At 69.0% G+C, this 26,717-nt stretch carries 26 protein-coding genes and 5 pseudogenes; 12 read left to right on the plus strand and 19 right to left on the minus strand.

Going from position 1 to position 26,717, the window contains the following annotated elements; translation table 11 throughout:
* Nucleotides 1–75: 75 nt before the first annotated feature.
* Nucleotides 76–618 carry a hypothetical protein gene (locus J4709_RS11255; protein WP_208239876.1) on the minus strand — a complete coding sequence of 181 codons (543 nt, stop codon included), beginning with the start codon at nucleotides 616–618 and terminating at the stop codon, nucleotides 76–78.
* Nucleotides 619–743: 125 nt separating this feature from the next.
* Entirely contained in the window at nucleotides 744–1,721 is a 978-nt protein-coding gene (locus J4709_RS11260; RefSeq protein ID WP_307801158.1) for an L-threonylcarbamoyladenylate synthase, read from the minus strand.
* A 204-nt stretch (nucleotides 1,722–1,925) separates the two neighbouring features.
* Between J4709_RS11260 and J4709_RS11265 the strand changes: the two genes are divergently transcribed.
* Entirely contained in the window at nucleotides 1,926–2,219 is a 294-nt protein-coding gene (locus J4709_RS11265; protein ID WP_208239878.1) for a hypothetical protein, read from the plus strand.
* Nucleotides 2,216–2,593 (plus strand): PIN domain-containing protein, encoded by a 378-nt coding sequence (locus J4709_RS11270; RefSeq protein ID WP_208239880.1) that lies wholly within the window; start codon nucleotides 2,216–2,218, stop codon nucleotides 2,591–2,593. Before J4709_RS11265 ends, J4709_RS11270 begins: the two co-directional genes overlap by 4 nt.
* Before the next feature lie 488 nt (nucleotides 2,594–3,081).
* Here the strand turns inward: J4709_RS11270 and J4709_RS11275 are convergent.
* Nucleotides 3,082–3,331 (minus strand): annotated as a pseudogene (locus J4709_RS11275) (ISL3 family transposase); the annotation flags it as partial.
* Here J4709_RS11275 and J4709_RS11280 point away from each other — a divergent pair.
* From J4709_RS11280 to J4709_RS11290, 4 genes are all read left to right on the plus strand, one after another.
* Nucleotides 3,230–3,517, plus strand: a complete 288-nt coding sequence (locus J4709_RS11280; RefSeq protein ID WP_208240005.1) for a hypothetical protein — start codon at nucleotides 3,230–3,232, stop codon at nucleotides 3,515–3,517. The pseudogene J4709_RS11275 and the gene J4709_RS11280 overlap by 102 nt on opposite strands.
* Nucleotides 3,507–4,484: a phosphotransferase family protein gene (locus tag J4709_RS11285; RefSeq protein ID WP_208239888.1), complete on the plus strand. Its 978-nt coding sequence runs from the start codon at nucleotides 3,507–3,509 to the stop codon at nucleotides 4,482–4,484. Before J4709_RS11280 ends, J4709_RS11285 begins: the two co-directional genes overlap by 11 nt.
* A 110-nt stretch (nucleotides 4,485–4,594) precedes the next feature.
* Complete coding sequence (locus J4709_RS56110) at nucleotides 4,595–4,663, plus strand: FG-GAP repeat protein (RefSeq protein WP_372442061.1); 69 nt, start codon at nucleotides 4,595–4,597, stop codon at nucleotides 4,661–4,663.
* Nucleotides 4,664–4,865: 202 nt separating this feature from the next.
* On the plus strand, nucleotides 4,866–5,348 hold the full coding sequence (locus J4709_RS11290; RefSeq protein ID WP_208239891.1) for a DUF6714 family protein: 483 nt from the start codon (nucleotides 4,866–4,868) through the stop codon (nucleotides 5,346–5,348).
* A 6-nt stretch (nucleotides 5,349–5,354) separates the two neighbouring features.
* On the opposite strand, the gene J4709_RS11295 is transcribed toward J4709_RS11290, so the two are convergent.
* Complete coding sequence (locus J4709_RS11295) at nucleotides 5,355–5,912, minus strand: transposase (RefSeq protein WP_208239893.1); 558 nt, start codon at nucleotides 5,910–5,912, stop codon at nucleotides 5,355–5,357.
* Nucleotides 5,913–6,033: 121 nt separating this feature from the next.
* On the minus strand, nucleotides 6,034–6,372 hold the full coding sequence (locus tag J4709_RS11300) for a helix-turn-helix domain-containing protein (RefSeq protein WP_208239895.1): 339 nt from the start codon (nucleotides 6,370–6,372) through the stop codon (nucleotides 6,034–6,036).
* Between the two features lie 679 nt (nucleotides 6,373–7,051).
* Between J4709_RS11300 and J4709_RS11305 the strand changes: the two genes are divergently transcribed.
* A complete protein-coding gene (locus tag J4709_RS11305) occupies nucleotides 7,052–7,351 on the plus strand; it encodes a hypothetical protein (RefSeq protein WP_307801159.1) in 300 nt (99 codons plus the stop codon).
* Here J4709_RS11305 and J4709_RS56390 read toward each other — a convergent pair.
* Nucleotides 7,324–7,770, minus strand: coding sequence for a SpoIIE family protein phosphatase (locus tag J4709_RS56390; RefSeq protein ID WP_504740135.1), 447 nt, complete (start codon nucleotides 7,768–7,770; stop codon nucleotides 7,324–7,326). The two genes, J4709_RS11305 and J4709_RS56390, sit on opposite strands and share 28 nt — an antisense overlap.
* A 443-nt stretch (nucleotides 7,771–8,213) precedes the next feature.
* On the opposite strand from J4709_RS56390, the gene J4709_RS11315 reads away from it, so the two are divergent.
* Entirely contained in the window at nucleotides 8,214–8,621 is a 408-nt protein-coding gene (locus J4709_RS11315) for a hypothetical protein (RefSeq protein WP_208239897.1), read from the plus strand.
* Between the two features lie 189 nt (nucleotides 8,622–8,810).
* Here J4709_RS11315 and J4709_RS11320 read toward each other — a convergent pair whose 3' ends face one another.
* The 5 genes and pseudogenes from J4709_RS11320 to J4709_RS11340 form a co-directional block, all read right to left on the minus strand.
* Complete coding sequence (locus J4709_RS11320; protein WP_208239898.1) at nucleotides 8,811–10,040, minus strand: TrmH family RNA methyltransferase; 1,230 nt, start codon at nucleotides 10,038–10,040, stop codon at nucleotides 8,811–8,813.
* Nucleotides 10,041–10,068: 28 nt separating this feature from the next.
* The gene (locus J4709_RS11325) at nucleotides 10,069–10,422 is read right to left on the minus strand and encodes a hypothetical protein (protein WP_208239900.1); all 354 of its coding nucleotides are present in this window, start codon (nucleotides 10,420–10,422) and stop codon (nucleotides 10,069–10,071) included.
* Between the two features lie 1,115 nt (nucleotides 10,423–11,537).
* Nucleotides 11,538–12,323 (minus strand): sensor histidine kinase, encoded by a 786-nt coding sequence (locus J4709_RS11330; protein ID WP_208239902.1) that lies wholly within the window; start codon nucleotides 12,321–12,323, stop codon nucleotides 11,538–11,540.
* A gap of 79 nt (nucleotides 12,324–12,402) precedes the next feature.
* Nucleotides 12,403–12,777 (minus strand): annotated as a pseudogene (locus J4709_RS56115) (PAS domain-containing protein); the annotation flags it as partial.
* A gap of 153 nt (nucleotides 12,778–12,930) precedes the next feature.
* Entirely contained in the window at nucleotides 12,931–14,544 is a 1,614-nt protein-coding gene (locus J4709_RS11340; RefSeq protein WP_307801160.1) for a DHA2 family efflux MFS transporter permease subunit, read from the minus strand.
* Between the two features lie 92 nt (nucleotides 14,545–14,636).
* Between J4709_RS11340 and J4709_RS11345 the strand changes: the two genes are divergently transcribed.
* Complete coding sequence (locus tag J4709_RS11345; protein WP_208239906.1) at nucleotides 14,637–15,125, plus strand: MarR family winged helix-turn-helix transcriptional regulator; 489 nt, start codon at nucleotides 14,637–14,639, stop codon at nucleotides 15,123–15,125.
* Between the two features lie 369 nt (nucleotides 15,126–15,494).
* Here J4709_RS11345 and J4709_RS11350 read toward each other — a convergent pair whose 3' ends face one another.
* From J4709_RS11350 to J4709_RS11365, 4 genes are all read right to left on the minus strand, one after another.
* A complete protein-coding gene (locus J4709_RS11350; protein WP_208239908.1) occupies nucleotides 15,495–16,433 on the minus strand; it encodes an alpha/beta hydrolase in 939 nt (312 codons plus the stop codon).
* Nucleotides 16,434–16,607: 174 nt separating this feature from the next.
* Nucleotides 16,608–16,910: a putative quinol monooxygenase gene (locus J4709_RS11355; protein ID WP_208239910.1), complete on the minus strand. Its 303-nt coding sequence runs from the start codon at nucleotides 16,908–16,910 to the stop codon at nucleotides 16,608–16,610.
* A gap of 74 nt (nucleotides 16,911–16,984) precedes the next feature.
* Complete coding sequence (locus J4709_RS11360; RefSeq protein WP_208239912.1) at nucleotides 16,985–17,560, minus strand: TetR/AcrR family transcriptional regulator; 576 nt, start codon at nucleotides 17,558–17,560, stop codon at nucleotides 16,985–16,987.
* A gap of 264 nt (nucleotides 17,561–17,824) precedes the next feature.
* Nucleotides 17,825–19,099: a serine/threonine-protein kinase gene (locus J4709_RS11365; RefSeq protein ID WP_307801161.1), complete on the minus strand. Its 1,275-nt coding sequence runs from the start codon at nucleotides 19,097–19,099 to the stop codon at nucleotides 17,825–17,827.
* A gap of 297 nt (nucleotides 19,100–19,396) precedes the next feature.
* Here J4709_RS11365 and istA point away from each other — a divergent pair, with 297 nt between their 5' ends.
* Nucleotides 19,397–20,932, plus strand: a complete 1,536-nt coding sequence (gene istA / locus J4709_RS11370; RefSeq protein ID WP_208239916.1) for an IS21 family transposase — start codon at nucleotides 19,397–19,399, stop codon at nucleotides 20,930–20,932.
* Nucleotides 20,922–21,721: pseudogene (gene istB, locus J4709_RS11375) on the plus strand (IS21-like element helper ATPase IstB). Before istA ends, istB begins: the two are co-directional and overlap by 11 nt.
* 64 nt (nucleotides 21,722–21,785) lie before the next feature.
* Here the strand turns inward: istB and J4709_RS11380 are convergent.
* From J4709_RS11380 to J4709_RS11395, 3 genes and pseudogenes are all read right to left on the minus strand, one after another.
* A pseudogene (locus J4709_RS11380) lies at nucleotides 21,786–23,108 on the minus strand (IS481 family transposase); the annotation flags it as partial.
* Nucleotides 23,109–23,273: 165 nt separating this feature from the next.
* A complete protein-coding gene (locus tag J4709_RS11390; RefSeq protein WP_208239922.1) occupies nucleotides 23,274–23,807 on the minus strand; it encodes a GNAT family N-acetyltransferase in 534 nt (177 codons plus the stop codon).
* A gap of 79 nt (nucleotides 23,808–23,886) precedes the next feature.
* A pseudogene (locus J4709_RS11395) lies at nucleotides 23,887–24,647 on the minus strand (transposase family protein).
* 504 nt (nucleotides 24,648–25,151) lie between these two features.
* Here J4709_RS11395 and J4709_RS11400 point away from each other — a divergent pair.
* On the plus strand, nucleotides 25,152–25,607 hold the full coding sequence (locus J4709_RS11400; RefSeq protein ID WP_208239924.1) for a hypothetical protein: 456 nt from the start codon (nucleotides 25,152–25,154) through the stop codon (nucleotides 25,605–25,607).
* On the opposite strand, the gene J4709_RS11405 is transcribed toward J4709_RS11400, so the two are convergent.
* Nucleotides 25,594–26,640 carry a hypothetical protein gene (locus J4709_RS11405; RefSeq protein WP_208239926.1) on the minus strand — a complete coding sequence of 349 codons (1,047 nt, stop codon included), beginning with the start codon at nucleotides 26,638–26,640 and terminating at the stop codon, nucleotides 25,594–25,596. The genes J4709_RS11400 and J4709_RS11405 overlap by 14 nt on opposite strands.
* Nucleotides 26,641–26,717: the final 77 nt, after the last annotated feature.

The following is a 26,717-nucleotide window of genomic DNA, read 5'->3' on the forward strand; positions in this document are numbered from 1 at the left end:
CCTTGCCCTGTCTCTCCCGATTCGAAAGTGTCCGCCCATTCGCGGTGGTCCGCCCAAGACGGTCCCGCCGCCTGCCTACCCGGCAACGTCCTCAGCGCGGCTCTGCTCGGCCGCGGCGTGGTCGAGGTGCTCGGCCTGGCAGCGGGAGCACCGTCCGGCCCAGCCGTAGCCGGTACAGGCGGCGTACTCCACGGCGGTCATCATCTGCGCGCAGCGCCGGCAATGGCGGCTCGCGCTGCGGGTGACCGCGACGACCGGGATCTGGTCGGTCGGCGGCCAGACCCGCAGCCGCGTCTCGCGGCACGGGCGGTGTTCGGTCCGGTAGCCCGCGCCGGCCAGGACCGCGGCGGCGCGCGCCAGAGCCCGGGCCGGGCGGGCCGGATCGTCAATGTCGCCGCAGACCGACACCAGGTAGCAGGAGCCAGCGGCACAAGGGTCGGTGTTGCAGGGGTGGGTGCTGTCCACGGTGAACCCGCCATTCGCCGGTGCCTGCGGGCATCCCGCATCTCGAAGCACGATACGGATCTGCTCGGCCGCCCAGTCCCGCTCGGTCCACAGCGGCCGCGCATCGGCGGTGTAACCGAACTGCGGGCCCTCGCGCAGGTCGGCCATCAGCACGGTTGGATCCTCTCGGCCAGCGCCGGGCGGCGCAGCGCGAGCGCGCAGGGTACGCTGATCAGGAGAAAGCGGCTCCTGTGGCCGGGCTGGGCGGGCACAACACTATCCAGCCCGGTGGAGGCCGGTCACGCGGTGGTGCGGGGTCCTGCGGCGCGGCGGAGCCGGTTGGCGATCGCCAACCCCAGTCCCCTCTCCTCCGGCAAGCAGGCGAGGACGAGGTCGCAGCCCTGCTGGTCGAGTTCGCGCAGGAATCCATACAGCCCGCGCGCATGGGCGGCCATCGAACCGGGGACCGCCACCATGGCGTGGGCCTTCACGGGCGCGCCGGCCAAGGACGGGGGCACAAGGACGCCCACCCGGTGCCCCTGCTCCTGGGCGAGTTCGGCTTGGACGATGACCTGCTCGGGGTCGACCAGGACGACCCGGGCCCGCGGCGCATAATGCGACGGATGCTGGCCCGGCACCCGGACCCGAGCGGCCGCCGGGACCTCCAGCGGGTGTCCCAGCACCTCCTGGAGATCCTCGCGTGTCACTCCGCCGGGCCGCAGGATGCTCGGCACATCCCCGGTCGCGTCCACGATGGTCGACTCGACACCGACCCGGCAGGCACCGCCGTCCAGCACGAACCCGGCGTCCTCCCCGAACTCGGCCCGCACATGGCTCGCCGTTGTGGGGCTGACCTGGCCGAAACGGTTGGCCGATGGGGCGGTGACACCGCCGCCGAAGGCCGACAGCAGCGCGAGCGCGACGGGATGGTCCGGTACCCGCACGGCCACCGTCTCCAGTCCGCCCGTGGCTTGGAGAGGCACCCGGCTGCTGCGCGGCAACACCAGCGTGAGCGGCCCCGGCCAGAACCGTTCGGCCAGCAGCCGCGCCGGTGCCGGCACGTCGGCGACCCAGTCGTCCAACTGCTCCGCGCCGCCGAGGTGGACGATCAGCGGGTGAGAGGGCGGCCGTCCCTTGATCTGGAAGATGCGCGTGACTGCGGCCGGATCCTCGGCGTTGGCGCCCAGACCGTAGACGGTCTCGGTCGGGAAGGCCACCAGGCCCCCGGCACGCAAGACACCAGCCGCTTTCTCGATGTCACCCATCGTTGCCGTCACCCGCGCAAGCTTAGGCGTCCTAGAGGACCCGCCGATGAGTGTTCCCGCGCCTGGCACCCCGAACGGGCCCGGGCCGACCTTGGGTGATGCCTTCGGCCGTCTTCGGATCGGCCAGAGGTGGGACCTCGTCGGCCCTGCCAAACACTCCGGGATCCCGGCGTACGGCGATGCGCGATGCCATAGCATCCGATAGCATCGTTGGTCATGGGTGAGGCATCGCGGACCGAGGCAATCTCAGCGACCGTTCCCGCCGACGTTCTGGCGGGCGCCCGCGACCTGGTCGCGGCGGGCAAGGCGCCGTCCTTGTCGGCTCTGATCTCCGAAACGCTGGCGGCGCGGGTCGCGCGTGAGCGGAACGCCGAGCACGCTCGCACCTACCTGGCCGAGCACCTGCTGGGAGGTGAGGAGCTCACCGACGCCGAGCTCGCCGCAGGCCAGGAGATGCTCGCCGGGGTCAAGGCGCGGGCCTCGGCTCGGCGGGCGGCCTCGGCCGCGTGAACGACGGCATCGTTTTCGATCACCATGCCGTCCTGGCGTTGGGGCGGGGCCACCGGGCGCTGTCGACACTGGTGCACGCCGCGCACACCGACCCCTACTTCGTGGTGTCGGTGCCGGCGGTGTGCCTGGCGGCGGCGGTGAGGCAGCGCCCGGAGATGTCGGTTCACCTGGCCCAGCTCGCCGCTGTCGAGGTTCCGGCACTGGACCGGGTCGCCGCCGACGAGACCGGCCGGATGGCCGCCCGGCTCTGGCCCGCTGGGGGATGGCCCGTTCTGCACGCGGTGACGGTGGCGCTGCTGACCGGCTGGGAGATTGCTACCGCACAGCCGGGGGACTACCGCGGTTTCGGAGTCCCCCTGCTGCCACTAGACTAGCCGCCCCCAGCCTGTGATCCACGCCCTGCGAGCACCCACTTGTGTTCGCGAGGGTGCCCTGCCGTGGCCCGAAGCGCCGGTCGGCGAGAGACGGATGTCGAGCTCGGCGCGGTGGGCGCGGCTGGGGCGGTGAGTGAGCTCCTCCACTACAGCGATCTCCTCGGCGGCGGCCGGGCCGCCAGTCTCCCACCAGCGCAATCTCGACCTGCGCCGACCGATAGCAGCGGCGGGAGGCGATCGCTGAGTGAGGTCATCGGGGGCCTTCCCCGAGCACGCCTGGGGCGAGGCGTCGGCCGAGCCGCGGCCCGGCAAGAGACGCTATGGGGAGGGCGCCGTGGAGCTACGCGGCCAGAACGCGCGCTACCGTTCGCGTTGTTTCCCATGTTCTGGTGATCGGAGGCCGGTTAGCGATGCAGGACGGCGAAGACCAGGGCGTGGTTCATCAGCACCCGCCGGTTCGCAGCCCTTCCAGCGCGAAATCAGGTGTGCACACCGAGGACGGCGGCCTGCCACCCGGCAGCATCGCGCGCGCCTGGACGCTCTACCACGGTGTCGCGCGGAGTGCCTTCGCAGCCGCAGCGTCGGCACCACTGGTCGGGTTCGACAAATCGAACAGGAGAGCACAGCACGGTCGAGTTGGATGCGCTGGCCAGTGACGAGGAGGCCGAACTCGTCGAGGCGGCAGAAGTCGGTCAGATCAGGGCAGGCGAAGCCCGCCTGAAGGGGAGCGTTGGGCACGTCGAGGTCTTCCGTGTGGGGCAGTGTGAGAGCTTCCATCGTCCGGAGATCCCGACTCCTACCCGGCGCCGACGCGCCGGCCACCTACGCGACGACGGCTACGTACTCACCTGCGAAGACACTGCAATGAACCCTTCCCGGGAAAAGCCCTACACGCCCGTGGATGATGCTTCACATGACGCCTGAGCGCAGCGCGGACACCCATCCGCTCGACCGGTACCGCGACCCGTCCGACGCAGCCCGCGTCCGAGAGTTGGCCGCCGAGTTGGCCGCCCACTTTGGCGGCGAACTCAGACGGATGCGGCGAGCAAACGGGTACTCGAACGCGACATGGGTCGGTGACGGCATCGCCGTGCGGATCGCGCACACCCCCGTCGACATGGCTCGCGAGGGCGCGCTCGTGCGTGCTCTACCAAGAGAGGTCGGGCACCCAGAGATACTCGGGGAGGGCACTACCGAAGGCCACGGCTGGATCGTGACCAAAGAAGTTCGCGGCCAGAACCTGCACGAGGCATGGCCGACGCTGACGCCTGCGGAGCAGCAACAGTCGATCCGTCAATTGTGGACTCGGGCCCACATCGCGCACGAGGCGAGCCCGTCTCTCAGGACGTACGTCGCATCGCACGGGGGCTTCGTCCCGGCCACGCTCGGCGATGCCACCGCGGCAGCTGGACGCGCCGCCGTTGCGCTCGGACTGTCCAGCGCCCAGCAGTCGCGGCTCCACGAAATCATTGAGGGCTGCTTTCGGACTGCACCCTTCGTCGAGCAGTGTGTCAACCACGGCGACCTCGCCCTGATGAACGCGCTATGGGACGGCGAGGTCATCGCCCTGCTGGACTTTGAGTTCGCCGTGCTCGGTCCGGTCGAGCTCGACCTATGCCGACTGGTATGCGAGGCCCGCGTATCCGAGGAAGGCCAACACGAGGACTCGGAAGCAGGCGCAGCCGCGCTGGAGATCGCCGCTCGTCACATGGATCCGATTCATGGTCGCGCGCTCATCCACGGCGCCGCGGCCCTCGACCAACTCCGCGACCTTGACATCTGGCTCGCCCATGACAGCGCAGAAGAACGGGTCGAGGACTGGCGCCCGAGCCGCCTACTCACGGACCTACTCGACGCCGAGGGCGGTTACCTCGCGCCCCTGCTCAGGTAACCGGCTCTTGCGCGGTGTACGAGGGCGCGGCCGGGAAGCCGGATTGACGCGAACTCGTCACTGCTCGAGACCGGCGGCTTCAGACCCAGCTGCTACACCCTCGATTGGGAGTGAGCCGCTTTGGCTACGCTCTGTCCTTCACCGACCTGGACAGCGATGGGAAGGCCGATCTGAAATGAGCGAGAGCGCCAAGCGCAGGCGGGCGCCCGCTAGTGCCGCATCATGGAGCGTTTGCCCTGTTGCGATGACGGCATCGCACGCCCCGGCGTCAGCTCGCGACACGTACCTTGGCCGCGAGTGGTATCGCTGGTGCCCAGAATTCGATCGATGACTGCCGCACCAAATGCGTGCGTATGCTGGTGTTTCCGTAAGTGAGGAAACATGAACGAAGACGAGCTTGAGGAGCTAACCGAGCGTCATGAACGAGAGGAGATCTGGAATCAAGTGCGAGCCGCGTTCGAGTCACGGGACCGTCCGAGCGAACCCCTGGTCTACGAGATTCACCCGTTGGCCGAGGACGTACAGTGTGTACTGTCTGGCAAGACCTGGGAGGACGTGACCGCCCACGACCTCCAGCAGATCCGTCTTGATCTCCATTTCTTGCGGCCCGAAGCTTTCTGGTATTACTTCCTCGCGATCGCATGGCACGCTCTCGTCGGAGAAGAACCAGTTGATGATCCGGCCGGATGGACTGTCGTAGTACTCACACCTCGCGAGAGCCAGGACGTGCAACTGCTCGATCGTTTCGTTGCCTCATTGTCTCGTGAAGAACGATCCGCCGTCAGTCGTTTCATAAGATGGCATTCCGACGAAGAGAGTTACCTGCCCAACCGGGAAAACCTTTTGGAGTTCTGGTCACGCTAGCACGTATTAGGCGACGTTCGCCTTGTTGACGATTTTGCGTAGGTGTTCGTCAGTGGCGTGTTTGTTCCGCCAGATGATGTAGCGGCGGATCATGCTGCCTTGTTCCTTGTGGCTTGCATGGTCAGTGCCGTCGAGGGCGAAGTAGCGCAGGGCGGTGAACTGGGCCTCGATCCGGTTGAGCCATGAGGAGTTGGTCGGGGTGTAGGCGATCTCGACGTTGTTGGCTTCGGCCCAGTCCTCGACCCGGCGGCACCGCTTGGTGGTCAGGTGCGGGGAGTAGTTGTCGCACACGATCTCGATACGTGTCTTTGGTGGGTAGAGGCTGCGCAGGTAGCGGCAGAATTCCAGGAACTTCGACCGGTTCTTGGTCTTCTTGACGTGCCCATAAAGTTTGTCCCTGCCCAGGTCGTAGGCGGCGAACAGGTGCCGGACCCCGTGAGGGCGGGTGTAGGTCGCCCGCCGACGGGGCCTGGGTTCGCGGCCGGGGTCCTTGTGACGGCCGCCGTGTCCGGCCCAGTGGCGGTCGGGGTGGGGCTGGAGGTTGAGCGGACCGAACTCATCCATGCACAACACCACCTCGGGCTCGCCGCGATCGGGGATGACCTGTCCGTCGGCGATCGCATACAGGTGCTCGACGCGCGCCTTTTGGCGGCGTAGTCCGGATCACGTGAGGTCTTCCAGGTCTTCACGCGTTGAAATGAGACACCTTCCTCGCGGGCAGGATGCGCAGGCCCTCGTGGCTGATGTCTTCGACCACCCCCTCGGCGACCAGGAAGTCGGCCAGCTTGGCCAGGCTCCAGGTCGAAAACGGCAGGCCGTGCTCGGCGGACTTGGCGATCTTCTTGAACTCCCGACGTTCGGGCAGGGTGAACTTCTTCGGCCGCCCGCCCTTGTACTTGGGACACAGCGAATCGAAGCCATCGGCGTTGAAGTTATGGATCACATCCCGGACCCGGCCGGGACTGGTGAATGTAACCTCGGCGATCTTGTTCACGCTCATGCCCTGGGCGGACAGCAGCACCATCTGCGCTCGCCGCCAGGTCACCACCGAACCGGCCCCCTGCGGATGATCCGCAACAACCGACGGCCTTCGTCCTCATCGATCTCACGGACCCGCACCCGTTCTGCCACCCGCACAGACTGACCGTGATATACCGCCGGGGCCAGCACCCAGACGGCGCGTCACCGCAACAGGGCGAACGTTGCTTGATACGGCACTAGAAACTCATACGCCATACTCATCGAACCGCCCATGACCGCCGCCCACCGCCCGGTCGCGGATCCTCTAGCATTCCACGACCAATGACGATACTGCAGGTCAAGTATCATCCGTCCCGCGAGGTCCAAACCACCCGAAGGTCACCCACCAGCCGAGACGCACAAGTCAATAGCAGCGTCTTGCCGCCCCTGCTCTCCATCCGCTCTCAAAAGCACCGCGCCGAGTGCTCACCCCACGGTCCTGTATCGGTCGACCGGCCCCGGAGACTCGGCCGAATGCGTCGCTCCGCCGAGCGCACGCAGCAGCCCCTCGCCGACACCGACACCGCCTCATTCACCATCTCTGCGAGCCCCGGGGGCAATGAGGCCCCAGGTTGGCCACTCCGGCGCCGTGTCGTCTCCCATCGCCGTTTGGGCTGCTCGTACCCCGCGCTCTCGAAGTGACGCGATGCCTGGATATGGCCGCGTTTGGGTAGAGTGCGATTGTGGTGGATGTGACGCCCGAGCGCGCGAATGCGGACGAGTTGTCGACCCTGTCGTCCAAGCAACTGCACGACCAGGCGGTCGACCTGGCCAAGGACCGCAACGACATCGCGTTCGTGTGGGAACTGCTGCGGGCCATACCCGCCGCGGTCGCGGCCACCGGTCAGTTCGACCGCGCCGAGTTCGACCTCTTGCACGGCCTCTCGCTGCTGCAGGAGTTGACCCACGCGGGCCAGGGTGAGGTCGCCAATGCGCTCAGGCCCTTCTACATCGACTATCTCACCCAGCACAGCGGCTCCTGACCGGACGCCGGCGGCCACAACCGGCTGGCGTCGTGGCCCATCACAGACGCAGTGCACGGGCAGTCGTGCGCTGTTGCGGCAGCCCCCCGGCCGAGCGGGCCTTGGTGGGCGCAGGCGACGCCGCGCAGCATATTGCGCGCCTGGCTCGGGGCGACGGCGCCGTGCAGGTCGTGGCCGGTGACGTCACCGATGACCAGGGCGGCCTCACCTGGAGAGTGAGGAGCTGTCGTCCCAGTCGCCGCCGACCTGACGGAGCCGGTGTAGCGGCCGGCGTTCTGCAGGTGGTCGGCCCTGAGGCAGAGCGGAGAGCAGGCAGCGCTGGAGGCGTTCGACGATCGCCTGGGGCCTCGGGCAGGGTCGGACGTTGCCGTCGGCGGCAGGCGCGCCCGTCCCTGCTCACACCGGTCTGGTGCAGGCAGTCACGGTCGGTGTCTGTCCCCGGGCGCGGTGAGCAGTACGACGGAGATCAGGGACTCGCATGAACGGCTGGCCTTGCTGAACATCAGCTTGGCGAAGGACTCCAGGCGGGCGGCGACGCCCTCCAGTTCGGGCCAGCAGCTACACCTGCTCACCTCCCCGGCCACGGCCGCCGGCACCGGGCCAGCGGCCGGAGCTCCAGCGGGCGGGCTGAGCGTTCTGGTCATGACGGGCTCCTTCAGCGATCTCCAACGAATGCGACCCACCATAGGGGCCGGGAAGATCGCCGCCATCGCCCCTGCGGCCACGGTGGTCGTCAGAACTTGGGCCAGCGCCGGCGCCCCGGGTGGACGCAGGTCGTACACGGGTCCGGCGTCTCCGCCCCGGGATGATGTGGTCGGTGTGTGTCTGGGGGATCGCGATCGGGCGCCTACCGTTGGTCGTCATGGGCTTCTACACCCCGGCGGGCTGGGAACTGTCCGACGCCGTAGAGGCGGCGCTGAGTGCTGCCGGAGTCAAGGGCGCTGATCTGGCGAAGGCGCCCTGCGAGGCCGCAAGCCTGGCAGGCGGCGGGTTCCGGCTCCGTGGCCGCGGTGACAAGGTCGAGGTCTTCCACTCCCTGGACGTCCAGTACCTGCGGACGTGGCCCGGGCCCGACGGCGCCGCCCACCACCGCATCGCCTCGGTGATGCTCAGTGCGATCGCCGACGTCCTGATCGCCGCCGGGTTCGGGTTCACGGTACGGCTCACCGAACCCATCACCGCCGCCGACGACACCGGCCGATACGGGCCCGTTCTGCTGGTGCACACGGCACGGGGTTGGGAAGTACCGGTTGAAGAAGCCGTCGGTTAGTGCACGCATCGGGAGCACCAGACCGCCGCGGCGGTGGCAGGCGGCCTGGTCGATGCTGGGGTGCAACTGGGTGGTGTCAGGGACGATCCAGGCGGTCTGTCCGGAGGTGCCGTCGGTGAGCTCTTGACCTGGACGGACGAGGTTTTCGGCAGGGACAGCCCTGGGGAACCTCCAACAGTGAGTGGGTGCTCACCGCTGCTGGAGTAGTGCGGTGGCGTTGTGCTGAACTCGGCTCAGCAGCTGCCGGAGGCTGATGCGTTCGTCCGGGGAGAGGTCCTCCAGGAGGCTCTGTTCGATCTGCTGGTGGATCGGCCAGAGGGCGGCTAGAGCCTGTTCGCCTGCGGGGGTGCAGGTGTAACCGTCCCCATCTGGGGCGAGCCAGCCGCGTTCGTTCAACGGGGCGATCAGGGCGTCCAGTTCGTCAGATCCAACGCCCAGGTCGCGGCGGAGTTCCGCGGCCGGAGTCCGCTTCTCGGCGGCGACCACCATTACAGCGGTCAGCTGGGCAGAGGAGAGGCCTGCCGCCTCGCGCAGGGCATGGTCGAAGGCGTCCCTGATCAGCCGGCCGGTGAGCGAGATATCGCGGCCGAGGCTGCCGCGGATGCGTTCGGTGAGCACGGTGAGCACCATCCTGGTTCGAAGTTCGTACATCGAGATCCCGGCCGCCACCCCGACGTTGAGCGATTCCACCTGCCCGGCCATGGGGATGGTGACCAGCAGATCGGCGGCATCCATGACCTCCCGGCTGACGCCAGCGGTCTCGCCGCCGACCACGAGCGCAACGGGGCGGCCGTCCAGTGGTGCGAGTCCTTGCACATGGCTACCCTGCGGGCTGGTGGCCACGATCTGGAATCCGGCCTCGCGCAGGCCTGCCACCATGTGCCGGGGGGAGGAGAAGCGCCGGACACGAGTGTCCAGGACCGAGCCTCGAGAGGCGTCAAGCACGCGTCGCGAACTGAGGTCGGTGTCGAGATCTGTCAGCACGACATCGTCTACTCCGAGAGCGCGGGCGCTTCGCACGATGGTGCCCAGGTTGCCGGGGTCGGCCACGCCATCACAGACCAGCGCGAACTCGCCCCAGGGAAGGTGCGGGTCGACCGCGGCGGGTAGCGGTGCGACGGCCAGCCAGGAGACCGCGCGAGAGGCGCCGGCCACCTGCCGCAAAACGCCGTCGCGGACACGGTGGACAGCGACCTCCCCCTGGTGCAGCCGCTCTGCGAGCTCGTCGTCCTCCGCCGTATCGGCCCCTTGCGCGCGCAGCACCACCTCGAGCCGGGCCTCGGCCGCACGAACCTGTTCGATCAGGGAACGGCCCTCGAGAACGCAGCGCCCGGCGGCGATGCGCTGAGTGCGGGTCTGCAGCGCGCGCGCCTGAACGACCCGCGGATCCTTGACAGAGGTCACCACGTCTTCGGCCACCAGGCAATGGTCCCATCGCGAGCGCGGATCAGACGACTGAGCGGCGCGGCGACCGGGCCACTGGCCGGGTCAGGGGCCAGCCGGTGAGGCGCCCGTCGGCGGTGACGCGGTCCAGCAGCACCCCGCCGACCACCAGCCGACCGTCGGCCTCGGCTGCGGCGATCTGGTCGGTCAGCGGGAGCGGGTGGACCTGGAACTCGTCGCTGTCGGCGATCAGGTGCCAGCCGGGCCCGGTGTCAGTGGCCGCGGCGTATTGCTCGGGCTCCAGCGCTGCGACCGGATGCCCGGGACCGGCGGCCGCGACCAGGTGCGCGAGGGTCTCGGCGTAGCTCGATCGGGTCGTGGCGACCGGGATGGCGTCGACGAACCGGTCCACCGCCACGGCAACGGACCCGGCGGCCCCGCCGACCGACGCATGGGCGGGTGTCCCCGCCGACGGGTCGGGGAAATGCGACTGTCGATTTCCGAAGTCGTCTGCACAAAGGTCCGAAGTCGTGTGCACAAGCCGTTTGGCCGAGGTCATTTGGGCCAGATCATCGATGTGAGTTCTTTGAGCTCGCTGAGTCGCAGCAGGTGCGCGGTGAGAACGTAGAGGACGGCTCCGGCTGCTGTAGCCGCGCTGATGGTGGTGAGTGCGCCGTTCGTTCCTTTGCCGAAGGCGGGGCTGAGTGCCTGGGTGATGAGGGCTGCACCGGTGGCGGCGATGGCGGCGGCTCAGGACGCGCCCCGGCCGCCACCGGCCGAGCCACTCGGCGGGCCACTCGGCGGGCAGCGCCCGGACCCGGCCGGGTCGACGGGGTGACCTGCACCGTTTGCGATCTTCAGATCGCGTATGACGCAGCCGTGCGTTGATCAGGACGGCGATCAGATCGCTCCTCCGGCTGTGGCAGCAGCCGGGCGGACGGTCAGGGGCGGCCAAGTATCCGCACGGCCCGAGCGGCCGCGGTGGCGATGTCGGTGGCCCGGCACAGCGGCTCCAACTCCGGGACGTTGCACAAGGATCCCGGCCAGGCCCAGAACCACCACAGGTCGCCGCCTTCTCGGCTGCGGCACCACAGTTCCTGCCAACCGCCGGCTCTTCGTGCGCCCGCCCGCCGGGCGTCCGGCCAGGCGCCCTGCGACCCGGCTGGGAAGTAGATCCGGACCGCCCCGTGCGCGCACACGGTCGCGGTCAATCCGCCGGCCCTGAGCACCTTGACCAGCGCACGAGCCAACGGCGGCCATCCCAACCCGATCGCCTCGGAGTCGCCCGGCATCCGTCCCACTGCCACCTCACCCAAGAGCGCCACTATCAGCAACGAGTCGTTCACTCACAGTGCCAGAATCGGGTGTGCGATGGAACCCCTCGGACAGGTCTCGGGTCATCTCACCGGTCTAGCCGGGCCCAGGCGGTGATGACTCTTGACGGTGCACCGAGTGATCCACCGATGTCGGCGGGACGGCTGCGGTGCTTTGTCTGGCGGCTGGTGCTCCCGCGCGGTGCCCGGCGCGGTGGCTCTAGTCGGTCGGGCCTTGGTCTGCGGGGGCGCTGAGTGGTAGGCGCAGGACCATGCAGGTTCCGGTGGGACGGTCGGCGATGTGCAGGGTGCCGTGGTGGGTTTCGGCGGTCTGGCGGGCGATGGCCAGGCCGAGGCCGGTGCCGTGGGGGTCGGTGCGGCGGGCGTCGGGGCGGCGGTAGAAGCGCTGGAAGACGGTTTCGCGTTCGCCTTCGGGGATGCCGGGGCCGTCGTCGGTGATCTTTACGACCGCCTGCTGCTGCCCGGTGGCGTCATCGTGTTCGGTGGTGGCCGAGACCTCGATGCGGGTGCGGGCGTGGCGTTCGGCGTTGGCGAGCAGGTTGGCCAGCAGCCGGATCAGACGGGAGCGGCAGCCGTCCACGACGGCGGGATGGTCCAGGTGCATGTCCAGGGTGTGGCGGCAGGGGCGTTGCCCGAGCAGGTCGCGGATCAGCTGGCAGATCTCCAGCGGTTCGATGTCGGTGGGGGCGCCGGCGTCCAGGCGGGCCAGTTCCAGCAGGTCGGAGACGATGTCGCCGAGGCGTTCGGCGTCTTGCAGGGCGGCTTGCAGGACTCGGTGCGAGTCGACGTCGGGGTCGGCCAGGGCCTCTTCCAGCCGGGTTTGGAGTCCGGTGAGGGGGTTGCGCAGGTCGTGGGAGGCGTCGGCGACCTCTTGGCGCTGCCGCTTGAGGGTCTCGCGGAGCGCTTGGATCGCCTGGTGTTTCTCTGCCTGGGCGTGCCGTAGTTGCCGGTTGGCCTCCTGCAGTTCGCTGGATCGGGCGTACATCTCGCCTTCGATCCAGGAACCGTGCGGGCACGGCGGTCGTCGACGGCGGCTCTCCCAGTTCCTGGATGAACGCGGTGATGTCCTCCACCCGGTGCATGATCAGCCTCACTTGGCCGTCCGGTTCGAGCAGCGGCGCGTTCACGGTGCTCCAGAACCGCTTCTCATGGTGTCCCGGCCGGTCCGGGTCCGCCAGGTCGTAGCGGTTCCAGGGCATGACGTAGGGCTGCCGTTCGGCCAGGACCCATTCCAGCGCGGCCCGCCAGTGCCGGGCGTTGGAGCCGGAGGTGTCGCCGGGCAGCGCTTGGAAGATGTTCCGGCCGACCAGTTGGTCCCGGGGACACCGCGCGAGCTGCTCGTACTCCCGGCTCACCGCGACGAACACCAGGTCGGGTGAGATCAGCGCGCACGCCACCGGCAGCTCATCGAACACTGCCGCAAAGTCCACCTCCACCACCCTGCCGACCTACCCCACCTGGGCGAACCCGCACATGGGCGGCGACAGGCCGTTGGTCAAGAACACGGGGGCTCGCCGACGATGCCGTTCCCGCGGGTCTCGCCGGTTCGGGCGGCGGGCCGGGGAGACGGGTGCGGGCCGGTTGTGTTCGGGTCACACGTGGGTGGTTTGGGCCCTGGGTGTGGCCTGGTCGTCTGGTTCGGTCTTGGGGATGAGGACGGTGGCGGTCAGTCCGAGCAGGACGAAGCCCGCGGCGAGGTAGCCGCCCAGGGTGATGCCGTCGGTCATGGCGGTGCGGCCGGCTTCGGCGATGGTCTGGGTCTGGGGTTGGGCGGCGAGCCCTTCGATGGCGGCGCCCGCGCTGTCGGTGATGGCGCGGCTGTACTGGTCGACTTGGGCCGTTTCCACGCCGGTGTCTTTGAGTTCGTCGTGCACCTGGGAGCTGAGGGTGGTGAAGAACACCGTGGTCAGGACCGCGATGCCCAGGGCGGAGCCGAGTTGGCGGAAGGTGCTCTGGACGCCGGAGGCCTGTCCGGTGCTGCTCTCGGGGATGGCGTTGAGGACCACGTTGGTGACCTGGGCGGTCGCGAACCCGACGCCCGCGCCGTACACGCACAGGATCAGCGCGATCGACCACCACGAACTGCCGGTGGAGGCGAACAGGGCGAGCGCGCCCAGCCCGGCGGCCTCCAGGGCGAGGCCGAGGCGAAGCATCGCCAGCGCCGAGACCTTGCCGGCCATGCCGAAACTGGCGCCGCTGGCGATGAAGCTGCCGATGGCGACCGGGAGCAGCGCCAAGCCGGACTGCAGGGCGCTGTGGCCGAGGGTGAACTGCAGCCACAGCGGCAGGACGGCCACAATTCCGAACTCTCCGAGCCCGATGATGAGGGTGGCGATGTTGCCGTTGCGGAAGGACGCCTTGGAGAACAATCCGAGGTCCATGAGCGCCTTGCCGGGGTCGGTGCCGCGGCGCAGGGCCGCCTGCCGCCACACGAACGCCCCCAGCGCGACGGCCGAGCCGATCAGGGCGGCCAGGACGGGTGAGAGCCCGCCGTCCCAGCTGAACCCGCCGATCTGCAGCGGATGGATGGTCTGGATCCAGCCGTAGGTGCGTCCCTCGACCAGCCCGAAGGCCAGCAGCCCGAGGCCGAGCACCGACAGGGCAGCGCCGGTGGCGTCGAGGCGCCCGCCGGGGCGGGGCGAGGGCGCGATCCAGGCCAGGACGCCGAAGACGATGACGACAGCGAGGGGCACGTTGATGCCGAACGCCCACCGCCAGGAGGCGTGTTCGGCCAGCCAGCCGCCCAGCAGCGGCCCGAGGGCCGCGGCGGCGCCGATGGTCGATCCCCAGACCGCGAAGGCCTGACCGCGCGCCTTGCCGGTGAAGTTGGCGTTCAGCAGCGACAGCGACGTCGGCAGCAGCATCGCCGCGCCCGCACCCTGCAGGAAGCGGGCCACGATGAGCGGGCCACCGCCCGGGGCCAGCCCGGCCAGGACGCTGGTCGCGCCGAAGACCACGACGCCGGCGACGAAGACGCGGCGGGCCCCGACGATGTCGGCGACCCGCCCGACCACCAGCAGCAGCGCCGCGAAGACGATGGCGTAGGACTCCTGGATCCACTGCGCCTGCGTGGAGCCGGCGTCCAGATCCTCGATGACCGAGGGGATGATCACGTTCACGATCGTGGTGTCCACCACGATCAGCGCCACGCCGAGGGCGATGGCGATCAACCCGAGCCAGCGGCGGACGTTCGACGCCTCACCCACAATTACCTCCATGGTGTAATAACTTCATGATGAAGGTAATTCGACGGCGGTAGGTTGTCAAACGACTACGACGGGGGAGGAACGGAGACCGCATGAGCGAGCCGCTTCAGCCGCAGTACGAGCGGCTGCTGGAGAGCCTGCGCGGCTACGGGGCCAACTACCGGGAGTTCAGCCGCAGGTTCGCGACCTGGCTGGGTCTGCACTCCACCGACGCCGAGGCCCTCATCGAGATTCTCGGCGCCGAGGAACGCGGTCTGCCGCTGTCCCCGGCCCGGCTCAGCGAGCGCATCTCCCTGTCCTCGGGCGCGACCACCGCCCTGCTGAACCGCCTGGAGCAAGCCGGGCACGTCGTGCGCACCCGCGAGCACGCCGACCGGCGGATCGTCACCCTGCACAGCAGCCGACGCGTCCAGCACCTCGCCGACGAATTCTTCGGTCCCCTCGCAGACCGCGTCGACACCGTCATGTCCGCCTACCCGCCCCCCCTGCTCGAACAGTTCCAGACCTTCCTCACCGACCTGAGCGGCGCCATGAACGACCAACTCGCCACCGACCCGCCCCGCCCGCCCACAGAACGCTGACGCCGCCTTTAGTTGGTGGTGCCGGCCAGGGCGGGGCGCACCGCGTTCACCGATGACTTCGACCTGGTCGACATCTGCCTGCCCGACAGCTGCACGCCGACTTCGCACTGCGCGCCTTGAAGGCGGGCAAGCACGCGCTAGTGGAGCTGCCGCCGGCCGACGACCTGGCCGACGCGGCCCGCGTCGAGGCCGCCAAGGCCGACGACCGGCAGGTGTTCGTGGACATGTTGAACGCTTCATCCCCGCCAACCAGGCCCTGCAGGAGGCTGTGCAGAACCACACCTACGCTGCTTCCTGTTGGGCGGATCCGGCCGCGGGACGAGATTCGGATGAAGATCAATCCACATCCGCGCCCGCGCGACAGCCCTCTCACGACGGGGTGGACGCGGATTGGTTCGTTCGCGTGGAGGCCGCCAGGTGGCGGTGCAGGAACGACATCTGTTCCCGCACGGCCCGGTCGTGCTCGTTCAGGAACGGTGCGTAGTGGGTGCCGGGTATCTGGACCAGTTCTGCCCGGGGCGTGCGGTGGGCGACGCGGATCGCCGAGGGCGGGTGCGCGGTCATGTCGTGTTCGCACACCATCACCTGGACCGGGCAGCGGATGCGTGACGCCTGGCGCCCGGGCTGGTACAGCGCGAACCGCAGTGCAGACCGTGCGGCGATCTCCTGCCGCCAGGTCGTGTGCCGCCCGTCGGGGTCCAGAGCGCGGGGGCCGTCGAGTGAGTCGGGGGTGGACAGCATCGCCAGTTCGCCTGGCGGAGCGGCCAGCGGCACCATCCGGGGTGGACGGCCGAGGAGCCAGCCGGCGGCGTCGGCGATGCCGCGGGCGAAGAAGCGCAGCAGCGGCAGCGTCTTCTGGTGGCGGGTGGCGGCGCGCGAGGCCGTCCATCCGCCGACGGCCGGTGTCTGCGCGACCACGGCGGCGAGTTGCGGGGTGCGGGCGGCGACGCGGAACAGGTGCCCGCCCGACAGTGAGAACCCCCAGGCTGCGATCCGGTCCGGGTTGACGCCCGGCAGGGTCGCGGCGAAGGCGACGGCGTTCTGCCAGTCCTGCAGGTATTCGCGGACGCGCGCGATCTGGCGGGGCTGTCCGCCGCTCTCCCCGATGTGCCGGTAGTCGAAGGCCAGCACCCCGAACCCGGCCTCGTGGAACCGGCGCGCGAACAGGTCGGTCCCCGGCTCCTTGGTCACCGCGAAACCGCCGGCCATCACCACGCAGGCGCCGTTGACGCTCGGATAGTGCCAGGCCACGCATTCCGTGCCAGCGCTGTCGAACCGGACCTTCTCCCGCTGTACAGATGTAGGCATGCCCGCCTCCCGATCGGATGAACTGTTCCTCTATCTCACAAGTGAACCATGTGGTTCACAAACCTGGCCGGCGCCCCCCGGGATCGGCGACCCCGGAACCGGCGGCATGGGGACCGGCGGCGCGTGACCCCGGAGGCTGGCCCGACCGTTTCGTCACGGCCACGCCTGTGGCCGTCATGCGATCGGGGGGATCTTGGCGGCGATGACGTCGGTGCGTACCAGTTCGGGCGGCTTGGCGAAGTGCTCGGGGTTGGCCGCCAGGCGCGCGCGTCCGGCTTCCAGGTGCCTCAGCCGGCCTTCCTCGTGTGGGAAGGCGTCGACGACCGCATAGGTGGTGGGGCCCAGCCGCAGCGCCATCCAGACGATGGTGTCGTCCTCGGCGTCGACGGTAGGCAGGGCTCCGCGCAACTGGGCCTCCACGGCCGCCTCGTGCCCGGGCTTGGCCTCGATCCGCACGAAGAATCCAACAGTGATCATGATCTTGCTACTCCTATTTTTGGCCTACGGGTACAGAATCCGGGCATGGCGGTGCCACGAGCGCGCCGCCCGCCTTACAGTGCCGCGAGGACGGCGTCGACGGTGCGGAGCCGCTGGCGCGGGTCCCCTCCGGTCTTGGCGAGCACGTTCATGCCGACCACCACGCTCAGCAGCATTCCCGCGACCCCGCCGGGGTCGCAGGAGGCATCGATCTCCCCCTTGCCTCGCGCGCGCTCGACCGCGCTGCGCAGGGCACGCTCCATCCGGGAGAAGACCGCGGAGACCACCTCGGTGGCGATCTCGTCCTTTCCGGCCAGTTCGGCCGCGGTGTTGACCGCCAGGCAGCCGTGCCGCAGGACGTCGTCGGGGACCGCCGCAACCCGCTCAAGAGCGGCTCGCAGCAGCGGTTTCACCGGACCGGGCCGTTCCAGGATCTCCTCGAGCGCCGCGACCCGCATCTCGCCGTAGCGGCGCAGCGCCATCTCGAACAGGCGGTGCTTGCTGGTGAAGGCGTTGTAGAGACTGCCTTTTCCGATGCCCAGTTCCTGCGCCAGTTCCTGCGGTGTTGTTGCGGCGTACCCCTGGCGCCAGAAGACCCGCATCGCCTGGTCGACCGCCACGTCCGGCTCGAACTGCTTCGGCCTGCCCATGCCTGGACCGTAGCGAATTTTTGTCCTATGGGTCAAGAAAAGTTCATCAGCCGTGCCGTGGGGCCAGTCGACACCGCGAGTGCGCAAGAGCGGTGACAGAAATCCGTCGGCCGGCCTGCTTCCCGTCTGGCAGAGAGGCGGCGTGGCAGCAGCCGGTGTCGAGGGCTGACGCAGTTCCACCTGCGCAGCATGGGGCGCCGGCGGTGGTGTCGCGGTCGGTGATGTTTGGCTGACCTCAGCGGCGCGTGGAACCCGCCCGGGCCTTCATCGGCCTCGCAGCCTGGTCCAGGCGATGAGCGGGCTGAGGACCACGATCATGATCCCGAACATCAGCCAGGTCGCGGCCACCACCATCACGTAGGAGATCACCGGCAAGACGACCAGGGCGTTGAGCAGCCCACTGAAGTGCCAGCCGCCGAGATCGTTGATATGCGCGATGGCGAAGATGGGGGCGAGGACGACGCCCAGCAGGCCAAGCAACAGGGAGGACTTCCAGACCGTACCGAGGGCGGGCATGTGCGCGGGGTTGTCGTCCAGCCACCGCACGACGCCCGCGAGGAGCCGTGGGGTGCCAGGGGGGCGCACGCCCGGGCTGGTGCTGGTGCACGCCGAAGCGATCTGTGTGAGGCGGGCGGCGACGACGGCGGCGTCGCGGGGCCGCTCGACGGGGTCTTTGGCCAGCAGCTGCTGGAGCAGCTCTTCCAGGGCGGCAGGAGCATCCGGCCGCAGCCTCCGCAGCCGCGGGGGCGTAGCGGTCAGGTGCTGATGCATCAACGCGGCCATGGTGGGACCTGCGAAGGGCGGCTGCCGGCACAGCAGCGCGTGCAGGGTGGCTCCCAGGGCGTACAGGTCGGTGCGGGCGTCGACGGGGTCGCCGCGCCACTGCTCGGGAGGCATGAACGCCGGAGTCCCCAGCATGCCGCCCGTCTGGGTGATCTGGGTCGCTTCGGCGTAGCGGGCCACCCCGAAGTCGCAGACCTTCACCTGGCCGTCGGTCAGCAGCATCAGATTGGCGGGTTTGATGTCGCGGTGGATGACGCCGTTGCGGTGCGCGTAACCGAGCGCGGCGGCGACCTGGGCCATCAAACGCGCCGCGGCCGCAACCGGCAGCCGGCCGTCGTGTTCGGCCGCCACCGTGGTGAAATCACGGCCCTGCAGCAACTCCATGACGAGGTAGGGATGGCCGTCGTGTTCGCCGTTGTCGTGGACGACGGTGATCCCGCGGTGCCGTAAGCGCGCGGCGGCGTGGGCCTCGCGATGCAGTCGCGCTCTGAGCTTCGGGTCGTCGGCGGCCTGCACCCGGACGAGTTTGACCGCCACCGGCCGGTCCAGGCTCTGGTCGTAGGCCGACCAGACCTCACCCATCCCGCCCCGCCCGAGCCGGGAGTCAAGCCGGTACCGCCCCGCAAGCAGCGCACCCGCCTCCACGAGGTCACCACCCGTCAAAAGAACGCTCGTGTCCTTGCGGGTGATTCTCCCACGACCAAGATGGGACGTGCCGCGCCATCTGCCGCCAGGACGCCGAGCTCGGCTTCTCACTGGGACCTGGCCGCGAAATAGCTGGCGCGCCTGGGGCCGCGTACCCGGCCTCGGCGAGCGCGCGGCAGCCTTCGGCGGTCTGCGCCTGCGCCGGCGTGGAGGGAACTAGGTCCTACGGGGCTGCTCTGACCCGTCATCTCCGGGGCCTGACGGTCATCGACGTCAACTGACGGCGGCCACCGTAGGCTCCCCGCGTGCGGCCATCTACGGCGCATTTTGCGGCCACGGGCTTCCCCGAGTACGGCCGGTTATCTCCCCGCTCGCCCCGAGTAGTCCCGCTCGGCGACGCTGTGGCGGGTGAAGAACAGCAGGGAGATCATGGAGATCCTGGAGGCGTACGACCTCACGGGGAGTTACCGTGCCGCGGCCGAGTTGGCCGGGTGTGACCACCACACGGTGGCCCGGTATGTGAAGATGCGGGCGGCCGGCCAGCATCCGGAACAGCGCCGGCACCGGGCTCGCGCGATCGACGACTATCTGCCGAAGATCGAGGAGCTGGTGGTCCGCTCTCAGGGGCGGATCCGCGCGGACGTGGTCCACAAGAGGATCGTCGCGATGGGCTTCACCGGCGGGGAGCGCACCACCCGCCGCACCGTGGCCGAGGCGAAGGACCAGTTCAGGGCTGGTCGGCGTCGGGTCTATCGGCCGTGGGTGACCGAGCCGGGGCTCTGGTCGCAATATGACTTCGGTAACGGGCCGACGATCGGCAGCCGCAAGACGACGCTGTTTTGTGCCTGGCTGGCCTGGTCCCGGTTCCGCGTTGTGATCCCGATCTGGGACAAGACGCTGCCGACGGTCACCGCGTGTCTGGACGCGACGTTCCGCAGGATCGGCGGAATCCCGGCTTATGTGCTGACCGACAACGAGAAGACGGTCACCACCGACCACGTCGCCGGGATCGCGGTCCGAAACCCGGAGATCGTCGAGGTCGCGCGGCACTACGGCACGACGGTCCGGACGTGCCTGCCGGCGGATCCGGAGACCAAGGGCGGCTCGGAGTCGACGGTGAAGATCGCGAAAGCCGATCTGGTGCCGAAGGACGTGAACCTGCGCGAGCACTACAAGACGTTCGCCGAGCTGGAAGCGGCCTGCCGTGTCTTCTGCGAGGAGGTCAACTCCCGCACTCACAAGGCGACTCGGCGCAAGCCCGTCGAGCGTCTGGCCGAGGAACAGCAGCGGCTGCATCCGCTGCCCAGGCGTCCGTTCACCGCGGCGTTCGGCACCACCCGCCGGGTGAACTGGGAGTCGACGATCTCGGTCGAGGGGGTGCGCTACTCGGTCCCGCACGAGCTGATCGACACCCGCGTCTGGGCGCGTTTCCACGGAGACGAACTGATCGTCACCGCCGTCGACGAGTACGGCTCGGCCCATGAGGTCGCTCGTCATCGCCGCGGCACTCCGGGCAGCCCGGTGCTGCAGGACACGCACTATCCGCCGCGCGAGAACAAGGAGGCCGACCGCACACCGAAGGCCACCTCGGCCGAGGAGGCCGCGTTCCTCCAGCTCGGCCCCGGCGCCGCGTCCTGGCTCGTGGAAGCGGCGGCCGCCGGAGTCCGCCGGATCAAGGCGAAGATGGCCGAGGCCGTCGCCCTGTCAAAGCTCTACTCCATAGCGGAAGTCGACCGCGCCCTGGGGACCGCGGCGGTCACCGCCCGCTTCGCCGACAAGGACCTGCTGTCGATCCTGGACTACCAGGCCGCCCACGGCCAGGCCGAGCCGGTCCGCCGTAGTGAACAGCACTCCCTTCAGCCGGGCACCTCCGCCTGGTCCACCTTCGGCACCGCCCGGACCGCTCCCGACACCATCGGGTACAACGAAAGCGATCTCGCCTGATGGCCACCCTCTTCGCACCGTTCACGGCACCAACGACGACCCGCTCGCCGAGGCCATCGAACTCACCAAGCGCCTCAAACTCCCGCACCTGCGACGGGCGCTGGCCGATCTGATCCCCACCGCGAAGGCCCAGCGGTGGGATCCTGCCGAGGTCGTCCGCGTCCTGCTCGCCGAGGAAGCCGCCGGACGCGACCGCGCCAACCTGCACACCCGCCGCAAGCGAGCCGGATTCCCCACCGGGAAGACCTTCGGCGACTGGCTGGAGTCCAAGTCCTCGATCCCCAGAGCCACTCAGGACGCACTCAAGACCCTGGAATGGGTCGGTCGGCGGGAGAATTTCTGCATCTGCGGGCCCTCGGGCACGGGCCAAAGCCACTTCACCGAGGCCCTCGGCCAGACCGCTGTCGAGGCTGGCCTGGCCGTCGCCTGGTTCACCATCGAGGACCTCGGCGCCCTGGTCCGCCGCCACCGCGCGGACGACTCCATCGCCCGGGCCCTGGCGAAGATCATCCGCTCCGACCTGATCATCGTCGACGACATCGGGCTCCTGCCCGTCTCCCCGGACGCGGCCGAGGGCTTCTACCGCCTGGTCGGCGCCGCCTACGAACGGCGCTCGATCGCGGTCTCCAGAACCTCCACCCGTCCGGCTTCGACGAAATCATGCCCAAGACCCTGGCCACCGCGACGGTCGACCGGCTCATGCGCCACGCCCACATCGTCGTCACCCAGGGTGACAGCTACCGGCTTACCGAGGCCACCGCCGGGGAGGGAGTGAAGCCCTTCAGCTGACCGAACACCAACCCAGAGCGGGGAGATATCTGGCCGCCAGTGGGGGCTTCACGCCGGCAGGAAGGGCTGATGCGGCGGGTTCGGGGCGGGCCGGCCGGTCGGAGCGCTGCCTCATGAGGTCGAGGTCGGCGGCGCTGAACCGGGAGGTGCGGGTTCGGACGACCTCGCCGTCCATGATTACGTGGATGCTGCGATGGTTGCCCAGACGGCCACCGGCCGTCCCACGAGGGCCTGGCTGAACTTGAATTGCTGGTTGGCGGGCAGGCAGATCCGGCCACCAGGCGAGATCACCATGTCGATCTCGACCGCGTCACCGTCATGCCGCTCAGCGGCCGTCACCACCGCTGGTTCGAAGAACGTCCCGGCCGTGAGGTGTGCAGCCGGGCGCTGCTCGTCGACGGAGCCAGGGGCGGCGGGCGCGGGCGTCGGCTGTTGCAGGTGCGCGCTGGTCGGCCGGAACGCCTCAGCGGGCGTCGCCATGTCGAGCGACTGGTGGGGCCGGGAGTGGTTGTAGCCGTGAACCCAGGCGTCGACCGCCTGCTGGGCAGCCTGCATCAACTCGAACGGCCCGGCGGCGTCCAAGAGCTCACGGCGAAAGGTCTTATGCCACCGCTCGATCTTCCCCGTCGTGGTCGGTGATCGCGGCTTTGTCAGACGGGCGGTGATGCCGTTCTCCCGGCAGATCCGCTCGAACATCACCTCCGCCGGGAACGGTTTGGTGAACCGGCCCGTGAACTGCTTGCCATTGTCCGACAACACCTCCGACGGAACGCCGTAGCGGCTCATCGCGTCCGTGAACGCCTGGCAGACCGCCCGGCCGGAGGGCTGGGCGACGACCTGGGCGATTACGATGAATCGGGAGTGGTCGTCGATTCCGGTGACGAGCTTGCACTCCCGGCCGTCGGCCAGGAACACCCCGCCCATGATGTCCATCTGCCACAGCTGCATCGGAGCGTCCCGCTGCCAGCGCCGGTAGACGCGCCTGTGATTCTGCTCCTGATGCTGGACCAGGCCGTTACGCACCAGGACCCGGTAGACCGTGGTCCTGCCGGGCACCGGCGCCAACCCGCTGGCGAGCCAACTCATGAGCGATCCGGCGAGGACCCCACCGCGGGTGATCCCGCCGCAGCTCGCAGATCAACGCCTCCACCTCGGCCGGCAGCCGAGTCGGCGACGTCTTCGGCCGCCGCGACCGCTCAACAAGGCCCTCGACGCCCTCGGCCTCGAACCGCTTCATCCACTCGTGCACTGGATGCCGCGAAGCCCCGTACTGCCGCGCGACCTGCGTCACTGACGCCCCGTCAAGCACCTCCAGCACCGCCCGGTACCGGTGCTCCGCACGCCATCGCCGCTCATCGAAGTCTGCACCCTCAGTCGTATCAGCCACACAGAGAGCATTGAGCACGGATCGTCAACCATGTGCGTGAACCGTCAAGAAGGTCCGGGTGCCGCAGCGTCAAAGAAGTCCTGGACCCACACACCGTCACATCCTGCGGTGGGTAGACGTGAAGATGTTGATCGCTTCGCGTGCCAGGCGCCGGAGTGAACCCGATCAGGGCTGGTCTTCTCGTTGTTCTGGCGGGCCGGTCCGGGCCATGCGGAGGTTCGGCAGCTTGCCTCGCCACAGGTGCCGCTCGCCGGTGTCTTCGAACCCGTAGTGCTGGTAGAAGTTGATGGCCCGCTCGTTGTAAGCAGTGACCCACAGGCGGATGGGTGCGTCGTTGGCCCAGGTGAGGAACGCCGTCATCAGGTTGCGTCCGATGCTTCGGCCCTGCGCTTGGGGCAGCAGGTACATCGGTCCGAGACTGACCGCTTCGTCGCGGCGCCCACACAGGAAGCCGATGATCTCGTCCCCCTGTCGCACGACACGGCAAAAGAGATGTGCGGGCCGGCGCTCAGCCTCCTCGATGAACTCCCGCCACTGGGCGATGCCCTCGCTGGTGACCACGTCGCCGCGCTGCGCCCGGATCCATGCCTCGTCGATCCCTGCGTCCTGGTTGGGGTAGGTCAGTAGCCAGGCCGCCAGGAGGGTGTGGGCAAGGGCTGGGGCGTCCTCCACTCGGGGGGTGTCGATCACGAAGTCCACCTGGGCATTGTTCAGCGTGGTCCTTCGGGTTGTCTTGCGATATTCGTCGTTCCCCACGCTTGCGGGGCCACTTCCCGCTTCAGGCTAGTTCGAGATGAAGGGTGAGGACTGCCTGCACGAGATGGGTGATGCGGTGGTGCTACAGCGAAGTTTGCGCAGGAGGCGCCAGGTCTTCAGGGTGGCCATGGCTTGCTCGCCGACGGCGCGGATGCTGGCGTGGGCGACGTTAACGGCCTGCTGCCCGGCGGACAGGTCGCGGTGCTTGCCGCGGAACGGCACCCGGACCGTCCCGCCAGCGCCCTGGTAGCCCTTGTCGGCCCAGCACGGCAGGTCGGCCTCGGCCAGGGCGTCGATGATGCCGTGGGTGCGGGCGGCCATGAGGTCGTGCACTGCGCCGGGCAGGGCGGCCGACGCCCACAGCAGCCGGCCGAACGGGTCGGCCAGGACTTGGACGTTCATGCCGTGCTTCTTGTGCTTGCCGGAATAGAACGGCCGGTCGGCGGCGATCCGGTCGATGGGCAGCAGGGTGCCGTCCAGAATCACGTATGCCTTGGCCTCCGCCCGCTCCATGGCCTGCTGGAGCGTGGGGGCCGCGGTGGCCAGAAGGTCCACGGCCTCGCGGATGTAGCGGTAGACCGTGGCCAGGCCGATGTCGAACGCCGCGGCAAGCCGGGTGTAGGTGTCACCGCAGCGCAAGTGCGCGCGGACCAGCAGGGCCTGACGTGGCGCGGTCAGGCGCCGCCAGCGGGTGCCCAGCCGACACCGGTGCGCGGCGAGCAGCCGGGTCAGGAACCGCAGGTGCGAGCTGGACAGGTCGATCCCGGATGGGTAGACAAGCACAACGAAGCTCCTAGTCGGGCGAGTGATCTTGGTCGTGAACTCGTCTACCAGGAGCTTCGCTCTTCCGTCAGCCCAACTGGCCAGTTGGCGCAGCAGGTTGAAAACAGCTCACTGTCTCGCTTTCCGTTGGACAGCCTAGATGTAGCCCACGAAGACGCGGTCCCTGCTGAACCCTGGCCTCTCGAGGCTCCCGAGCACGAGAAAGGGGGCCGATCTGGATGCCCGATGCGTGGCCGCCCCCCGAACTCGCTGAGATCCACGATCGCATGGCGATCTGGGCTGCGTGGTGGAGTGGTGAACCCGACGACCTCGAAGGGGTCTACGGGGGACCGGCGTCGCTGCGGTCCGGCCGCCGACCTGGCCGCGCCGGCGGCCGCTGAACCGGCCGAGCCAGTACAAGGGCGGGATCGTCGGTGCGCTCGCCCGGATGTTCTGGGGGCGGCCGGTCTCCGAGGGGAACTTCGGGCGAAGCTGCATCTGCCGATCGCCTCCGACATCTCGGTGGTGTCGGCGAACCTGCTGTTCGCCGACCCGCTGACGCTCAAGACGCCCCACGAGGTGACTACCGAGCGGCTTCAGCAGTTCCAGGACGACGGGATGCAGGCCACCCTGCGGGAGGCGGCCGAGACGGCGTCCGCGCTCGGTGGCGTGTACCTGCGCACGTCGTGGGACAAGGCGATCTCCGACCGGCCGTGGCTCAGTGTCGTGCAGCCGGACTGCGCGATCCCGCGGTTCCGGTACGGGCGGCTGCGAGAGGTCACGTTCTGGACGGTGATCGAGGACGACGGGCAGCAGCGCGTCGTCCGGCACCTGGAGATCCACGAGCCCGGCGTGATCCGCCACCAGGTGTACGTCGGTACCCCGACGGGCGTCGGCTCGGCTTCGGTGAGACGACTTCATGTTCGCACGGGACCGAGCCTTGCTCGCGCCGTCACTCATCCGAGTGCTAGGAACCGTTGAGGGCCACCGGGGTGTCTTCCCCTTGCCTTCCGACTCCCCAGATGCCGCCGGGCACGGCGGCCAAGTGGTACACCGCGATCCCGGACGGGATCGTCACGGGCTCCCATTCGCCGCCGCTGTAGCGGTACGGGGGGTTGGCCGGCGGCTCGGCCGCCTCCGGAGCGACCCAGGGCGTCCCGGACACGTCCACGGTCAGGTCACCGAAGTCGGGGTACCCTGCCGGCGCCGCGACGTAGGTCCACGCGGTGCCGTTCCAGTGCGCCAGCCGCTTGGCCGTGATGCCCCAGACGTCGTTCGCGGCGACCGGGACGACCTTGCGGAACCAGTCGTTCTCGGTGATCGCTGGCAGCGGGACGTTCTTCCAGGAGGTGCCGTCGAAGTGCGCGGCGGCGGGCACCTGCTGCAGGCCGTCCTTGAAGCCGACCGCCCACGCGTCGGACGCGGTGAGCGCCTGCAGGTCGGCGACGTAGTCGAGCCCGGGAACGTTGACGGCGGTCCAGGTGTCGCCGGTGCGCTTGAACAGCCCATGCGCGGAATCCGGGTCCCATGCGCTGGCGAAGGTCCCCGCCGGGCCGGTGGCGAGCATGGTGACGTACTTGGCCGGAACCGCGACCTTCTGGAACGCCGAGCCGTCGAAGCGCGCCACGTAGGTGCTCGCACTCCCGCTGGCGCTCGGTCCGCCGTCGATCCAGGTCTCGCCCGCGCCCGAGGCGACCTGCGCGATCTCGCCCTGGCCCGTCCAGCCGTTGAGCGGGTATTCCTTCCACGACGAGCCGACCCGGCGCCGCACGACCGGGTTCCCGTCGTAGTACGCGGGGCAGAGGTCGCCCCAGCGCAGGCAGTACTTGCCCTGCACACCCCCGACCCAGACACCGCCAGCGCCGTCGGCGGTGACGTCGGTGAGCCGGGCCGTCGGCCACAGGAAGGGCAGGGAGACCGTGCGCAGTTCGGGGGCGGTCGCGAGGGCGGGGGCGGGAAGCGACGTGAGGACGGCGGCGGCAGCGGTCGCGGCGGCCGCGATGGCACGTTTCATGCGAGCATGATCCACCGAACCCCAAAAGAACGCCAGTGTCTACTGGCATTATTAAGCGCTGAGGATCGACAAGGCCG

The organism is Actinomadura violacea, from assembly GCF_017573465.1.
Lineage (GTDB): Bacteria > Actinomycetota > Actinomycetes > Streptosporangiales > Streptosporangiaceae > Spirillospora > Spirillospora violacea.